Raw genomic sequence first — 17,292 nt, 5'->3', positions numbered from 1 at the left:
TTTTGATTTGTTTATTCTGTTCGTAATGAATCGACTGGATTGGCAGTTACTGATTTTATTGCCTGTATGCTAATCGTAATGATAGTGATGATAATAGCTCCAGAGCCTGCGATTAAAAATATATTCCAGGAGATGTCGGTTCTATAGGAGAATTTTTGCAGCCATTGACTCATAAAATAATAGGCTATTGGCGCTGATATAAATAGTGCAATAATTACTAGTTTGATAAAGTCTTTAGAAAGTAATATCCATAGATTAGCAAGAGATGCTCCAAGAATTTTTCGGACTCCTATTTCCTTTGTACGTTGTTCTGCTACAAAAGATGCAAGGCCAAATAAACCTAAAAGACTTATGAAAATGGCTAGCATGGTAAAAACTTTTGCTAAACTGGAGATACGTTCTTCTGCTCTGAATTTTTTAGCGTACTCCTGATCTATGAATTGATAGTCAAATGGTACATTAGGAAAATTGTTTTTAAATACGGTTTCAACGATTTCTAAATTATCACTAACACTGTTCTCCGGATTCAACCTCAGATTATAAAAAGAAATGTTACCAAATCTATCAAAGGCATACATGGATTGTTTTACAGGGCTATATGGTGATTGCATAATAATATCATCGATAACACCAATAATTTTGAGAGGGGGCATTGGGTTAGGATCATCCACATCAGAGTCCCGTATCAATTTCCCTATAGGATTTTTAATTCCCATATACTCAACTGCAGTTTTATTAAGAAGAACACCTAAAGAGTCCGTTGGAAAATCTCGAGAAAAACCTCTTCCTTCAATTATTTTTGCACCCAAGGCTTCGATAAATTCATAGGATACATCAGTATATGCCAAATCTTCTTGAAAACCAACTGGTTTACCTTCCCAGGTATAACCGCCTCTATTGGACCAAACATCTGTCGTAGGACTGCTTGTTGTAGCCATTTCTACAGCTCCTCCAGAAGCTATAAATTGATTTCGCATGATATCTGCTTTCCCGCTAAATTCACTACTCATGACTGGTATTTGAATTAAACCTTCTTTGTCATAACCTGTTGGTCTTTCTTTGCTATACTGAATTTGGTTCATCACCACGAGTGTACCTATAATAAGTGCAATAGATACTGTAAACTGAGTAACTACTAATATTTTTCTTGGAAGTGCTGCAAAACGACCAACTCTAAAAGTCCCTTTTAGAACGGTGACAGGATTAAAAGATGATAAATACAATGCGGGATAACTTCCAGATAAGAATGCAGTTAAAAAAATGAATATTAAGGATGCAACCCAAAATAGGGTATTTGTCCACGGAAAAACAATGGCTTTACTTGCTAAATTGTTAAAGCCATCTAGACTCAATAACACAATTCCAATAGCTATTAAAAATGCCACAAATACAACTAAGAATGATTCACTTAAAAATTGAAATATAAGCTGGCCTCTTTGTGAACCTATAGACTTTCTTATACCAACTTCTATAGCTCGTTTTTCTGAACGAGCTGTACTTAAATTAACAAAATTGATACAAGCCAATAATAAAATAAAGATACCGATGATACCGAATAACCAAATATTTTCAATACGACCACCGCTTTGAACACCATTTTCAAAATCACCTCTCAAATACCAATCTTTCATTGGAAATAAGAAGATTTGAGGATTGAATTCTGCTTCTTCTGGAGAAGCATTCTTCTTAACATCAATGATTTTAGAAGTAACAGCTTCCATAGATGTATTATCATTGATCTGCACAAACATTTGAAATGAATTATTTCCCCAAGCAGTTTTTGCTCTTTGTAACCAAGACTGTGTTGTTATATAATACTCCCAAGGTATTAAGTAATCCATATCGTTAAACGAATTGTTATCAGGAATATCTTCATAAACTGCAGTAACAATTAAGTCATCCTGATTATTCACTTTTACAATTTTGCCAACAGCAGAAGTACTTCCGAATAGTGTTTTTGAAGAAGATTCTGATAGCATTATTGAATTCTTATCTTTTAGACCATCTTTTATACCTTCGATAATTTTTAAATTCAACATCTCTGGAGCACCTTCTTGCATCGCATTTCCCCGCCTGTAAATATTAGTCTCTCCAAAACGGATATATCTTGGTTGTTCCCAAGAAGACATAATAATATGTTTAAAATTATCAGCATAACCTTCTCTCAATGCAAACTCTAATGGTCTTGGTATGGCAGGACCTGTATCTATAATATTATTAGCAGATTCGTGTTGAAACACCTGAGCGATGGTTGTATTGTTTTCGAAGTAGTTGTTATAGTTAAGTTCATCATATATCCATAAACCAATCAGCATAGTAGCGGCCATACCAATTGCCAATCCAGATATATTTATAAAGGAATAGATCTTATTTTTCAATAAGTTTCTTAATGCGATTTTAAAATAATTCCTAATCATAACAGTTCGTTTTTTGATCCGCCAATTATAGACAGGTTGATTGATACTTAAACAAGTTCATTATTAGTTAATTTATTCTGTTCTTAGAGAATCTACTGGGTTTGCTGTTACAGATTTTATAGCCTGTAGACTAATTGTAATAATAGTTATTATCAATGCTCCAGAGCCTGCGATTAAAAATATATTCCAGGAGATGTCGGTTCTATAGGAGAATTTTTGCAGCCATTGACTCATAAAATAATAGGCTATTGGCGCTGATATAAATAGTGCAATAATTACTAGTTTGATAAAGTCTTTAGAAAGTAGTATCCATAAATTAGCAAGAGAAGCTCCAAGAATTTTTCGGACTCCTATTTCCTTTGTACGTTGTTCTGCTACAAAAGATGCAAGACCAAATAAACCTAAAAGACTTATGAAAATGGCTAGCATGGTAAACACTTTTGCTAAACTAGCAATACGTTCTTCTGCTCTGAATTTTTTAGCATATTCCTGATCTACAAATTGATAATCAAATGGAAGATTTGGAAAATTCTTTTTAAAAGTTTCTTCTACTAGTACTAAACTACTATTCACACTTTTTGCAGGGTGTAACCGCAGATTAAAAAAACTTGCATTCTGATTTTTGTCAAATACATACATCGCTTGTTTTACTGGACTATAAGGAGATTGAACAATCATATCTTTGATTACTCCAATAATTTTAAGTGGATCGTTAGGATCTTCGGTGTCAGAATCTCTAATATATTTACCTATTGGATCCTTCAACCCCATATATTTCACTGCAGTTTCATTAAGAATTACGGCATTAGAATCAGAGGCGAATTCTCTGGAAAAACCTCTACCTGCAATTATTTCGATATCTAATGTTTTAGTAAATTCATAAGATACTTCTGTATATGCTAAATCTTCCTGAAAACCCTCAGGCTTTCCATCCCAAGTATATCCACTTCTGTTTGACCAAACATTTGTAGTAGGACTACTGGTTGTTGCCATCTCTATTGCTGCACCCGAGGCTATGAATTGATTACGCATTAGATCAGCTTTACCAATGAATTCATCACTCATAACGGGGATTTGTATCAATCCCTCTTTATTGTATCCTACAGGCCTGTCTTTACTATGCTGTATTTGATTCATTACTATGAGTGTACCTATAATAAGAGCAATAGATACTGTAAACTGTGTAACTACCAATATTTTTCTGGGAACTGCTGCAAAACGCCCTGCTTTAAAAGTTCCTTTTAAAACCGAAACAGGATTGAAAGAAGATAAATACAGTGCAGGGTAGCTACCCGCGAGAAATGAAGTTAAAATGATAAATACCAGAGACACACTCCAAAACTGAAGGCTTAACCATGGAAAAACAATTTCTTTGCTAGCTAAATTATTAAAGGCGTTTAAAAATAATAAAACAATAATAAGTGCTAAAACAAAAGAGAAGACAACAACCAGAAAAGATTCGCTTAAAAACTGAAAAATCAGCTGTCCTCTTTTAGAACCAATAGATTTTCTTATACCCACTTCTGTGGCACGTTTTTCTGAACGAGCAGTGCTTAAATTCACAAAGTTAATGCAGGCTAATAGTAATACAAATAAGCCAATAATACCAAACAACCATACATTTTCTATACGTCCACCTGTTTGAACACCATTTTCGAAATTAGAACGTAGATGCCAGTCTTTCATAGGTAATAAAAACAACTGGGGATTAAATTCTGCGGTTTCTTCATTGGCTTTTTTCTTGGCATCTTTTATTTTGGCCGTAACAATATCCATAGTAGTATTGTCATTGATCTGTACAAAAAGCTGAAACGAATTGTTTCCCCAAGCATCTGCAGATCTTGTCAACCATTCTTGAGTGGTGATATAATGTTTCCATGGAATAATATACTCTGTATCTTCGAAAGCATTATTAACAGGTATGTCTTCATAAACAGCGGTTACTATTAAATCATCTGTGTTATTTACTTTTATGATCTTACCAAGAGGGTTTTCTTTAGCGAATAGTGTTTCTGCTGTGGATTTAGAAAGCATGATTGAATTCTTTTCTTTTAATCCATATTTTTCACCTTGAAGAATTTTTAGGTTTAATACATCCGGCGCAGGTTCTTGCATGAAATTACCTTCTCTATAAATGCTTTTTTCACCATATCTTAAATATCGGGGCTGCGTCCAGGAAGACATCATGATATACTTAAAATTATCATTGTATTTTTCTCGTAATTCGAACTCCAGAGGTCTTGGAATTGCAGGTCCTGTACCTATTTTACCATTAAATGTCTGACTTTGGAAAACTTGAGCAATGGTTGCTTTGTTTTCAAAATAATTGTTATAACTCAGTTCATCCGTGATCCATAATCCTATCATTATAGTTACAGCCATACCAAGAGCAAGACCAGAAATATTAATAAAAGAATAGATTCTATTTTTAAGAAGGTTTCTAAATGCTATTTTGATGTAATTCCTAAACATAATTGTTGATTTGCTGATTCGATTTTGATTGATTATTGATTGATGAATGACCTTTGCGATTACGTCAATATATTTTCTGTCACTTTTTGTCCGTCTAGCATTCTGATAATGCGATGACTGTATTTAGCATCATGTTCACTATGCGTAACCATAATGATAGTAGTACCGGCTTCATTTAGTTCGATTAATAAATCCATCACTTCGTTACCATTAGTACTATCTAAATTTCCTGTTGGTTCATCTGCTAGAATAAGCTTAGGATTATTAACTACAGCTCTTGCTACTGCTACACGTTGTTGTTGTCCACCGGATAATTGTTGCGGAAAGTGGTTGCGTCTATGCATGATTTGCATTTTTTCTAAAACCTCTTCTACACGTTTTTTTCGTTCTGCTGGTTTAACACCCGTATAGATTAATGGAAGCTCTACATTTTCAAAAACTGTAAGTTCATCAATCAGGTTAAAGCTTTGAAAAACAAAACCTACATTATGTTTTCGAAGATCTGAACGTTTACGCTCATTATATCCAGCTACTTCTTGACCATTAAATTTGAAACTTCCTCCATCAGGATCATCTAATAATCCTAGAATATTAAGTAGAGTTGATTTACCACATCCTGATGGTCCCATGATGGCAACAAATTCCCCTTCTTTTACATTAAAAGATAGTTTGTTTAGCGCTATGGTCTGTACTTCTTCAGTTCTGTAAAACTTTTCTAAGTCCGTAATTTGTATCATTTTATTCGTTTTTTTAATTGACTTCTTTTTACTTTAATATTAATTCTTCAGTATCTCCAAAGCTATCATAGCTTGATGTTACCACTTTATCTCCAGGTAGTAACCCTTCAATAATTTCATAGTATTCTGTATTTTGACTACCTAATCGGATAGCTACTTTATATGCTGAGTTTCCGTTTTCTGTTATTTTATATACCCAATTACCTCCAGTTTTTTGAAAGAATCCTCCTTTCGGAATTAATAGTGCTTGTTTTTCTGCACTAAGTGCTACTCGGATTTGAAGATTTTGACCTCTTCTAATTCCTTCTGGTACATTACCTTCGAATTGCATATCTACTTGAAACCTTCCATTGTTTACCTGAGTGAATACCTTTTTTATGATTAGCGTATATGTTTCATTATTAAAGGCAAAGGTTCCTTTTTGGCCATTATAAATTCTTGAAATATAATGTTCATCAATATCTACTCTTACTTTAAATCCGCTTAATACATCAATTTGGCCTAGTCGTTCTCCTTTGTTTTTTGATTGTCCAATTTCTGCATCTAGTGATGTTAATTGACCATCTACAGGAGCACGCACTACAAGATCACCAACTTTTTTTCTCATTAATTCTAGAGCACTTTGTGTTCTTGCATATGAACTCTGCGCTTGACTAACTTCTTGTTTAGTAGCAGAAGAATCTTGACTTAATACTTGTTTAGCTAGTTGCATACGTTGTTGTTGATATTTGTAATCATTAGCAGAAGATTCATATTCTTGGCGTCCTACAGCTCCTTTATCATATAATCTTTTATTTAATTCATATACTCTTTTAGCTTCTATCAAACTGTTTTCTACATCAGTGAATTGATTACGACGATTTATTGTGTTTTGACGAGCAGCATTTTGCGAAATCTGCATTTGAGTTAATAAATTGTATACAGAGGTTTCTTGATTGATAAGACTTAATTCTAGATCGGTATTTGATAATCTTAATATTGGTTCTCCTTTTTTCATTATCGCACCGTCTTCTACAAATTTTTCTTCTACTCTTCCGCCTTCTAAAGCATCTAGATAGATAGTTGTAATAGGTAATACAATTCCATTAACAGGTATGTTTTCTTGAAATACATCTTTTTTAATTGTACTTATTGCAATGCGTTCTTTCTCTACATTTAATTTAGAACCACCCATTGATTGTGAAAACACAAATACTAGAAGTGCTAGGAGTAATACACCGCCTATCAACATTACGATACGTGATTTTGAGAATTTCTTTTTTTGAATTGGAACGTCCATGTCAGGTCTTTTGATTATTGATGTTTATTAGTTGATTTTATTTTATTTTTTTCGAATTGGTAATAGATTTTCAAACATCTTTTATAGTCAGTAAGCTTACTATTAATATTAGAATTGATTTGCTCATTTTATTTTGTGTTATCTAGTTATAGGTTATCATCTTATTTGTATTCATTTCTTATATATTCAAGATAGTGCCAAAAAAATAAAGTACTGATTATCAGTTTGTAATGGTTTTTTGTAAAAATAAAAGTGTTCGGTTTCGATACACTTTCTGTTCGGAAATAGTACATTTAAGAATCTTTAGTATTTTATTTTTCTATTTTTTATATGCTGCAGATAATATTGTAATATTGTATCAATGGTATTAAAAGAAGCTACAATTTTAGTTATTGATGACGATGTAGATGTACTAACTGCATTACGTCTTTTATTTAAGCCTTTGGTGAAAGAGGTGGTAATCGAAAAAAATCCAAGTAATATTGGAGCTCAGATAAATAAAAAGAGTTTTGATATTATTATACTTGACATGAATTTTAATGGTTTGGTCAATACCGGAAATGAAGGTATTTTTTGGTTAAATGAAATTAAAAAATCGAAACCAAAAACAGATGTGGTGTTAATCACTGCGTATGCGGATATTGATTTAGCAATTAGAGCATTAAAAGAAGGGGCTTCTGATTTTTTAGTGAAACCTTGGAAAAATGAAAAAATAATACACACGATTAGTTCTTTATTAAAGGCTAGAAAATCCAATGCTTCTGATAATAAATCATCTCAGGTAGGAACAAGTGCAATAATAGGCGAAAGCGAAGCAATTAAAGATGTTTTTTTAAAACTAAAAAAGGTTGCACCTACGGATGCAAATGTTCTGATTTTAGGAGAAAATGGTACTGGTAAAGATTTAATTGCAAAAGCATTACATGATAATTCTAATAGAAGAGATCAACCTTTCGTTAAAGTAGATGTTGGAGCATTAACATCTTCATTGTTCGAGAGTGAGTTATTTGGATATAAAAAAGGTGCCTTTACAGATGCTAAAGAAGATAGAGTAGGACGGTTTGAGGCTGCGAATGGTGGGACATTATTCTTAGATGAGATTGGTAATATTACTTTAGGACAACAAGTACGTTTACTAACCGTGTTACAAAATAGATTAGTTACTCCATTAGGATCTAATGAAGCTATATCAATTGATATTAGACTTATTTGCGCTACTAATATTGAACCAAAAGTATTAGCAGATGAGCAAAAGTTTAGAAAAGATTTAATTTATAGAATTAATACGGTAGATATTGTAATGCCACCTTTACGAGATAGAGGAACGGATATTACATTGTTGGCAAAACATTTTATATCCGTATATGCTGATAAATACAATAAAAGCCAATTTTCATTGGATTCTGGTTTTATTTCTAAATTAAAAAATCACGATTTCCCTGGTAACGTAAGGGAATTACAATATGTTTTAGAACGAGCCGTAATTATGGCTGATAGTACTTCCTTAAAACCAGAAGATTTGGTGTTTTCTTCCATAGAAAGACAGACTAGTAAAACTTCTAACACCACAATGAACTTAGATAGTTTAGAAAAAAATGCAATTCTTACTGTTTTAGAAAAAAATAAAGGAAATGTTTCAAAATCTGCAAAAGAGTTAGGAATAACTAGAGCAGCATTATATAGAAGGCTAGATAAATATGAACTATAACGGTTATATTGCCAGACTCTTTTTTAGGATTTTAGTATTGGTAGCTCTAATATTAGGTCTTGTGTATACTATTGATAATGAGTATACAAGTAGTATTACTATAATTAGCTTCGTTATTTTATATTTTTTGTATTCTACATATAGTTTTGTAAAAAGACGTTTTGTGGTGATGGATGATTTTTTTGAAGCTGTTAAATATCGAGATTTTTCGAGATGGTTCCCAGAAGATAGAGGACCAAAAGATATCAGGTTTTTATATAAAGGTTTTAATGAGGTTAATCGAACGATAAAGGAAATAAACTCTAAGAATGAGGCCCAATACGTATATCTACAGAAGATTTTAGAAATGGTAGATATTGGGATTATCGCATACAATCTAGAAACCGGAGATGTATTATGGTCTAATGATTCTTTTAGAGAAACTTTAGATGTTCCGTCGTTTAAAAATATTCGTTTTGTAGAAGGAAGAAAACCAGATTTGTATGATGCTATATTTGAAACATATCATAAAGAACCAAATTCAATTTCTATCGCGGTTCAAAATGAGAAAATAAAAGTATTAATTTCTGATACCGTTTTTCAGGTAAAAGAAGATCCATTTAAGCTTATAGTATTACAAAATATAGATGATACACTAAATAGGAATGAATCTGAAGCTTGGAAGAAATTATTGAGTGTAATGACTCATGAAATTATGAATTCTATAGCACCTATTTCGTCTTTGGCAGATACTTTACAGTCGCATTTACAACTTACTCTCGATAATCCAGATGACTATCCATTAGAAATTGAAGATTTAAATTCAGGTATAAAAACAATTAAGAATAGAAGTGAAGGTCTTTTAAAATTTGCTAAGACCTATCGAAGTCTTAGTAAAGTAACACACTTAAATCTTGATAGAAAAAAAATAACAGAACTTTTTGAAACGATACAATTATTAATGCAGCCATCTTTGGATGTAAAAAATATAAACATTGAGTTTAAGGTTACTCCTCCAAAAATTGAATTAGATATTGATAGCTACCTTATAGAACAGGTACTAATTAATCTTATTCTTAATGCAGTCGATGCGTGTAAACATAGACCAGATCCACAAATAAGGGTACTAGCAGAACAAAAACCAAATAGAAATATAGTTATTAAAGTATATGACAATGGTTCTGGGATTCCTCAAGATATTATGGATAGTATTTTTATTCCGTTTTTCACAAGTAAATCTACAGGTAGTGGAATAGGACTTAGTTTATGTAAACAAATAATGTTACTCCATAAAGGTAAAATTTTGGTTAATAGTAGAGAAAATGAAGGTACCGTGTTTAGTCTAGTATTTTAGAGTTTAGGATTGGTAATCATATTATAATATTATTTACTTATTGGATAATAATTTATAGGTGAATATAGTATCTTAGATAAAATTGGATATGATTAATAACTAAAAACATCTAATAATTATTAATTATTTCTGGTTTTGAAATTCCTTTAGCTGTTTTTCTAATTGTGCTATTTTATTTTCAAGTTGTTTTACACGAGGCTGAAATTCTTCAGTTGTAAATCTTTGTTCTATATGTTGAGGACAATTGATATCCCACGCATTAACTTTAATTTTTATTAAACGTTCTATCTCGGCGGTATAATTTTCATCACGTACTTGTTGTAAAAGGGTTTCACCTGGTTCATGAATTACAATTTCTCCCCAAATTTTTATTCTCATCCTGTTAGGGTAATCCATTAAAAAAAGATGAACTTTAGCATTGGTGTCGAAATTACCAATCGATATGTATTGTTTATTTCCAGCATAATCCGCAAAGGCTAAGTGTTTTTTATCTAGTACCTTAAGAAAACCTTTGGGTCCACCTCTATGTTGGATATAGGGCTGCCCACTAGGGTTTACAGAAGCCATATAAAATGAATCCCTTAAACTGATAAATGATCTAAGACTTTCATTAATCTCATCCTGCCAGTCACGACGTTCTGCCATTTTTTGATAAGCTTTTCTCGATCCCATTTCTTCCTGTCGCTTTTTTACCTCTGTACTAAAGGCTATATCACTAATAAAATTCTCACTCATATTTAAATTTTAAATCACCTTAATAGTCTATGTATTTTATAATAGCTTTCATAATTTTAATAAAACTTACCGAAACTTTATATTATAATAATGATGTATAAAAGCTTATTATAATTTACTTTGTATAAGCTTAATTATCTTTGTTTATATGCTCAACACAAGACTCTTTTTTTTCGTTTTTATTTTTTTTGTTGCTAATGGGATAGCACAAAATTCTTTTATTTTTCAAAATAAATTTATCAAACCAGGAACTAAAGAAAATTTCAAAATACCGGTAGTTAGTGATAAGGATAGTACCTATATTCCTGTTACAATATTTAATGGATTAAAGTCAGGACCTGTTTTAGGAATCACAGCGGGAGTTCATGGCTATGAATATCCACCTATTCTTGCCGCCCAGCAATTGAATCAAAAAATAGATCCAACAAAATTATCAGGTACGGTTATCTTAGTGCAAATAGCTAATGTGCCAGCTTTTCTCGGTAGGAGTCCGTTTTTAAACCCGTTAGATAATAAGAACCTCAATCGTTCTTTTCCCGGTGATGCTAATGGATCCATAACCGAACGTATAGCAGATATAATTACTAAAGAAGTAATTGCAAGGTCTGATTTTTTCGTTGATATACATGCTGGGGATGCTCCAGAAGATTTACGTTCCTATAATGCTTGGTATCAGAGTAAAGCGCTACCAGAAGTTTCTCGAAAAGGAAAGGAAATGGCTTTAGCAATGGGTTTTGATTATACCATCATTTTTAATATTAAAAAGGAACGATTACAGACTCCTAGTTTGTATTGTTCACAAGAAGCGTTTCATCGCAAAATACCTTCTGTTGATATTGAGTGTGGTAAATTAGGGATTCCTGATGAAATAGAAATTAATAGAATTGTGAATGCTATGTTTTCTTTATTAGTTCATCTTAATATGATGAATGCTAATAACCAATCTGTTTTAACCAAACCAATAATTATAGCGAAACGATTTACAATTAAAAGTGCATCAACTGGACTTTTTTACTCTGATAAAAAAGCGGGCGATTTTATTAAAAAAGGAGAACTAGTGGGATATATAACTGATTTTTTTGGTAATACATTAGAAAATATTAAAGCATCACAAAATGGAATGATCCTTTATATGATAGGTACTCCTCCTATTAATAAAGGAGAAACTATCATGAATGTTGGTATGACGCCAATGTAAAGAGGTATAAACCTTAATATTCGAATTATAAGCGCCTAATTCTTGGTATTGAAATTAAAATCATCAATATCGATGCAATGACAATTGGAATCATACTTTTTATTGGAGATAGGTTAGAAGTAGTCTCGTAATATTCTGGAGTAAATTGTTTCCAATCAATAGTTTTTGCTTGTTGTTTTTTAAATATTTTCGGATAAAAAAACAATCTTAATTTTTCATGGTACGCATCAGTGGCTTCTAGATAATCCATTTGCTGGCTCATACTAGTTCCAGATAGTCGATTAAAAACTAGTTGTATATGCATATTCGGAATTATGGATGCAATTCGACTACTGGTTTGTTCACGTAACTTTATCTTTTCGTTTAAAGCTTCTTGTTGATTTTTTGAGTCATCATCTCCCATTTGCTGCATAGCGTAATACCATAACCAGTTAAATCCATCTGTAGGGTATCCATATTCTTTAAATTGGGGATAGTGTTCATAAAACTTCTCTATAGTTGTCAATTTATCGGTATCCCATTTAACGTGATACCCATCTCGTTGAGCAATTGCTGTACTTAATGCTTCTGGGACTGGATATTTTGCTGATACATATGCATTAATACCAGCAGGTAAAAGAATTATTAATACTAGCCAAACTGATAAAAGTAGTAATGCATTAAAACCAGAAGACTTTTTAAACATAATGATAAAGAAAGTTAATGTAAACCAAAATAGGATATATAACATTGACAATCCTAACATCCAAACTAAGTTGCTGTCAAAAGTTAGGTTGAGCACTAGTTTTGCTATAAAAAAAAGAACAATTAGTGTAATATATAATAGGATCAATCGGATTAAAAGCTTGGATATAATGAACCCTAATTTAGATCTCGCTTGTATGGTTACTAATCGCCAAGTACCTGTTTCTGTTTCTTCTGAAAGAACATTAAAAGATAATACAATAACTAATAACGGAAATAAATAAATGATTACAAATGATAGATCAAGATTACCAGATTGTAAATTCATTGGGTTTACCAAATCAGTATCATATTTTTGAGCTTCAAAAGTCTTAATAGTAATTCGCTTTACAGTAGGATTTACATCTGACTGACCAATGGATAGCCCAGCTAATGGGTTTAGGTTGTTTATATAAGCGAATTTTGCATAATACAGTAACAACCCTAAGTCTTCATTGTGCAGCGCTACTTGTCGATCAAAATGTTGTGCTTGATATGATTTTACTTCTGCTATTGCATCTTGTTGTCTTTCCAAGTGTTTGTTGCCAATAACAATACTTATTATTCCTAAAAGAGTAATAAGCAATAAACTTATCCAGACTTCTTTAGACCTGATACATTGCTGTAAAAATAACTTTAACGTTGTCATATAGCTTTTGCTTTTTTTGATGTGAATAACAATAACCAGAAGATCAATAACACCCATAATATTATAGAAATCAATGCAAGAGAAGCTTCTTTAATTGATTTAGAAAAAGCCATAGGTTGGTGTCTAAAATCTTTAAATTCTGACCAATGTTCATGATCAACTACATGTTTTTTTCCTTCAGATCCACTTTCTTTTTTTGGACTTATATATTCCATTTGTAATTCATTCATAGTTTGAGCTAGCTGATATCGATAAGTATCTGCTTGATTCTGAAAGTCAATGTAAGATGAAAAATCTGTTCCTGACATCGTCATTGATAATTGTTTGATGGCTGTAAAGGGATTGATGAATGATGATAGCTGGGTTACATCATTTTGATTGTTATAAATAGAGACCAAATTTTTATAATGCTTTCGATATAAATTAGCCGTTATTTTTTCTCCTTCTCGCATTACAAATCCTGAATAATTAAAGGGCAAATCTGTTACCTTTTTAACATTATGAACACTTAAAACTGAGTCCCTCAGATTATTATAATGGGGATCATTAGGATTGTGACTATCACCTTTTTTGATTACCTCTTTTTCAATAGAAGATTGAAAAGCTAATTTGCTAGGAGTAGGAAACCAATAATTACCCATAGCTTGTGCAGATTTTGGTAATAAGACCACTAATAATAACCAAATACCTAATAATCTGAGTAAAGCATTTTTTGCAGTACGGGTAGTTGCAGAAACGATCATGGTCAAGGCTGATATAATAAATAGAAAAGCTAAATACCCAAAGCTTATAAATAATAATCGCAGCCAAAGAGATTGATTAGCACCTTGTTGACCATAGATCAAAAGAGCGATGATTACTACTAAAAAAACAGGAATAAAATATAACATAGAAATAGCAAAAAGCCCCAGAGATTTTCCGAATAGAATCTCTTTCCAGGTAGCTCCTTGTGATAATAACATTTTTAAGGTTCCATTTTGTCTGTCTTTTGCAATACTAGAAAAACCTAAAAAAAACATGATTAGTGGGAGTACCAGTTGTAATAATAATGATAAGCTTAATTCTCCGAATCGCAGCATACCTGTAGAAAAAGTAGCTTCAGAAAAGTTTACACTATTTTGTCGATGGGCTTCTAAAAAAACTGTATTCCCAGTAAAACTTTCTAACCCATAATCAAATATTCCTAAGGAAGCATTTATTCTAAAAGCAAAAGTTCCAAAATGAGCCATTCGGTGTGGGTGCTTATCTGGGTTAGCTTCCCAGCTTTGTCTCGCTTTGACTTGATGGTCTAATCGAATTTCATTCTGTGTAATATGATTTTTTATACCACTAAAAGCGGCATAGCACGTTAATACTATAAAAATGGTATACAATAGATAGAAATTCTTGGTAGTTGTTGCATTATGCAAAAAGTTTAATACGAATAACTTAATATTAGCCCATTTCATATGTTCGCTTTTATTGTTTGTCAATGGTGATATAAAACCGATATGATTGATTCAATCATATCGGTTTCATTCTTTAAAATGTATACGTTGCATTTAACAAGATATTTCTTGGAGCACCTGGTCCTAGTCTAGAAGGGTTAAGACCACCTAACCAATAAGTATCATTAAATAGGTTGTTTACTTTTAGACTTAACTGCATATTCATGTAACTTGGCTTGTAGTATACAGCTGCATCAAATATCGTGTATTCCGGTAATAATACTCTATTGGTATCGTATGTAGGATTGTACCAAGTAAATCTTTCATCTACATATTGTGCGCCTAAACCAACACCAATTCCTTTTAAAAATGAAATTGAATTAAAGTCGTATCTCCCCCAAAAATTCGCATTATGTTTTGGAGCTCCACCGATTCGTGCTCCTATAAATTCTGCGACAGCATCTTCTTCAATTGTAGCATCTGTATAAGAATAAGAAGCTGTTAATTGTAAATTTGGTAGTATATATCCTGATATATCTGCTTCAAAACCTCTACTTCTTTGCTCTCCTCTTGTTGTTAAATTATCTAAATCATAGGTATCTCCAAGCAAGATGTTTTTTTGAGTAACATTAAAAATTGCGAAGTTGGCAAAGATTTTTCCATTTAAAAATTCTCCTTTAGCACCTACTTCTATTAAACTACTTTCTAATGGATCGAATCTACTTGGTGAGGCTGCCCAGAAAAAACCTTCTGCGGTTGGAGATAATGATACTGTATTTGTATGTGGTTGAAATCCTTCTAAATATGTTGTATACGCACTAATATCATCTGTAATCTCATAAGTTACACCAAGTCTAGGTACAAAAGCACTAGTTTTAAATTCTTCTTCATCATTTTTGTAATCAAAAATGTCTGTAAACCACTCATATCTTAAGTTTACTAATGCTGATAATTTTCCAATCTTGAATTGATTTTGGATATAGATACCGTTTGAAGTGTTTAAATTTGCAGGAATTGTTAATTCAGCAAGGTTGTAACTATTTGTATTTCTGGCTCCATTAAAAGGGTTTTCTAAGTTAAAATGTGGAACAGCTGGTACTGGCATAGTTACACCATCTACAACCATTTGTTGAAAATTACCAGGGTTAGTTGGGTCATAATTAGCCTGACCTCCATCTACTGTTAAATATCTTCTTGCACGAAGGAATCCCGCTCCAATTTTTCTTTCCCATCTCGTAGCATCGTATCCAACTAATAATTTGTTGGTAATATTATTTTTTTTGATGTCATAATTAAAATAGGCACTAAAGTTATCTGTTTCCCAAAATTGTTGCCTTTTGTCATACCGCATTCTTGCAAGTGTAGGAATCACATTTCCATCAATATCAACGGCTGTACCGTCAACTCTATGCTCAGCTAAATCTTCATCCCAAGTTTGTTTCATGAACTGTGCATTAAAGCCAAAGTCTTCAGTAAACTTTTGACTAAAATTAGCCATAAATATGAGCTCTTTAGTTTTATAGTGATCGTTTGATGCACCTACGTTTCTTGTGATTGGTGTGCTATTCAAATCAAACTCGCCATTAATTGCGCCAAAAATTGGCTGACCTCTGTCTAAATTACCCTCAGCGTTATTGTAAATCATTTCCACATTAAGTGAGGTCTTATCGTTAGGAATATAACTCAAAGAAGGAGTGATTAAAATAGCATTATTATTTACAACATCTCTAAAAGAATCTGCTTCTTGAAAAGCCGCATTAAAACGATATAATAAAGTTTTAGAATCGTTCAATGGTCCTGTGAAATCTGCTGTCGCTCTTAGAGTTCCAAAACTCCCTGTTGTTAAACTTACTGAATTTCTTTTTTCAGTCAATGGTTTTTTAGTTACCATATTTACAGTTCCACCAGGATCTGCACTAGAAAAAGTTACAGAAGAAGGCCCTTTAATAACCTCTACACGCTCAAGGTGAGATGTTATAGGTTGTAAAAAGTAATATTGACGTGTACGCATTCCATTAAGCATTTGTCCGTCATCAGCTTGAGTTATACCTCTAATGTTATAATGATTATATAATCCCGTCGCTGATACACTACTTACTGTTTTGACAGCATCTGGTAATTGAAATGCTAGACGATCATCAATAAGTTCTTTAGTTACTGTAGCTACCGATTGTGGCAACTCTTTATTTTTAATAGCTATTTTGGTTGCAGAAAACGAATAATCACTATTATAATCTTTTCTTACACGACCTACAACTTCGACAGTCTGTAATTGCTCAGTACCTGCTTCTAATTGTATAGTTCCTACATCAAATGTAGAACCATCACCTATTTCGATACTTTTCTTATAGGATTGAAATCCTAAATATCTCACTTCTAGGTTGTAGTTGCCAGAAGGAGCATCTATTTCAAATTGTCCAGATCTATTAGTTAGTTTTCCAAAATTATTTTCAGAATTCTCTAATAAAATGGTAGCTCCGACTATTGGAGTATTTTCGGCGTCGACGATGGTTCCTGTTACTTTTACTTGTGCAAATGTGGCAGAACCAAATAATATAAATAAAAGGGTGGGTAATAATCTAAAAAGTTTCATTGTGTGTTAATTGATTTGTTT

The 17,292-nt window shown here is 32.2% G+C and carries 11 protein-coding genes; 3 read left to right on the top strand and 8 right to left on the bottom strand.

Annotation, left to right across the window (positions count from 1 at the left end):
• Positions 1-11 precede the first annotated feature (11 nt).
• From NMK29_RS12240 to NMK29_RS12225, 4 genes are all read right to left on the bottom strand, one after another.
• The gene (locus tag NMK29_RS12240) at positions 12-2,417 is read right to left on the bottom strand and encodes an ABC transporter permease (RefSeq protein WP_108803946.1); all 2,406 of its coding nucleotides are present in this window, start codon (positions 2,415-2,417) and stop codon (positions 12-14) included.
• Positions 2,418-2,489: 72 nt separating this feature from the next.
• The gene (locus NMK29_RS12235; RefSeq protein ID WP_254097217.1) at positions 2,490-4,889 is read right to left on the bottom strand and encodes an ABC transporter permease; all 2,400 of its coding nucleotides are present in this window, start codon (positions 4,887-4,889) and stop codon (positions 2,490-2,492) included.
• Positions 4,890-4,948: 59 nt separating this feature from the next.
• Positions 4,949-5,626, bottom strand: a complete 678-nt coding sequence (locus NMK29_RS12230) for an ABC transporter ATP-binding protein (protein ID WP_108805674.1) — start codon at positions 5,624-5,626, stop codon at positions 4,949-4,951.
• Between the two features lie 28 nt (positions 5,627-5,654).
• A complete protein-coding gene (locus NMK29_RS12225) occupies positions 5,655-6,905 on the bottom strand; it encodes an efflux RND transporter periplasmic adaptor subunit (protein ID WP_108805673.1) in 1,251 nt (416 codons plus the stop codon).
• 361 nt (positions 6,906-7,266) lie between these two features.
• Between NMK29_RS12225 and NMK29_RS12220 the strand changes: the two genes are divergently transcribed.
• Positions 7,267-8,613: a sigma-54 dependent transcriptional regulator gene (locus NMK29_RS12220; RefSeq protein ID WP_108805672.1), complete on the top strand. Its 1,347-nt coding sequence runs from the start codon at positions 7,267-7,269 to the stop codon at positions 8,611-8,613.
• Positions 8,603-9,946, top strand: a complete 1,344-nt coding sequence (locus NMK29_RS12215; protein WP_108805671.1) for a PAS domain-containing sensor histidine kinase — start codon at positions 8,603-8,605, stop codon at positions 9,944-9,946. Before NMK29_RS12220 ends, NMK29_RS12215 begins: the two co-directional genes overlap by 11 nt.
• A 123-nt stretch (positions 9,947-10,069) precedes the next feature.
• Here NMK29_RS12215 and NMK29_RS12210 read toward each other — a convergent pair whose 3' ends face one another.
• Positions 10,070-10,681: a pyridoxamine 5'-phosphate oxidase family protein gene (locus NMK29_RS12210; protein ID WP_108805670.1), complete on the bottom strand. Its 612-nt coding sequence runs from the start codon at positions 10,679-10,681 to the stop codon at positions 10,070-10,072.
• A 148-nt stretch (positions 10,682-10,829) separates the two neighbouring features.
• Between NMK29_RS12210 and NMK29_RS12205 the strand changes: the two genes are divergently transcribed.
• Positions 10,830-11,879, top strand: coding sequence for a succinylglutamate desuccinylase/aspartoacylase family protein (locus NMK29_RS12205; RefSeq protein WP_108805669.1), 1,050 nt, complete (start codon positions 10,830-10,832; stop codon positions 11,877-11,879).
• A 25-nt stretch (positions 11,880-11,904) separates the two neighbouring features.
• Here NMK29_RS12205 and NMK29_RS12200 read toward each other — a convergent pair whose 3' ends face one another.
• The 3 genes from NMK29_RS12200 to NMK29_RS12190 form a co-directional block, all read right to left on the bottom strand.
• Complete coding sequence (locus tag NMK29_RS12200; RefSeq protein ID WP_108805680.1) at positions 11,905-13,251, bottom strand: DUF3526 domain-containing protein; 1,347 nt, start codon at positions 13,249-13,251, stop codon at positions 11,905-11,907.
• Positions 13,248-14,699, bottom strand: a complete 1,452-nt coding sequence (locus NMK29_RS12195) for a DUF3526 domain-containing protein (protein WP_108805668.1) — start codon at positions 14,697-14,699, stop codon at positions 13,248-13,250. The genes NMK29_RS12200 and NMK29_RS12195 overlap by 4 nt, the downstream gene beginning before the upstream one ends.
• Before the next feature lie 73 nt (positions 14,700-14,772).
• Entirely contained in the window at positions 14,773-17,271 is a 2,499-nt protein-coding gene (locus tag NMK29_RS12190) for a TonB-dependent receptor (RefSeq protein WP_108805667.1), read from the bottom strand.
• Positions 17,272-17,292: the final 21 nt, after the last annotated feature.

This window comes from Aquimarina sp. Aq107 (genome assembly GCF_943733665.1).
Taxonomy (GTDB): domain Bacteria; phylum Bacteroidota; class Bacteroidia; order Flavobacteriales; family Flavobacteriaceae; genus Aquimarina.
This window is presented reverse-complemented; position numbering and strand designations above follow the sequence as displayed.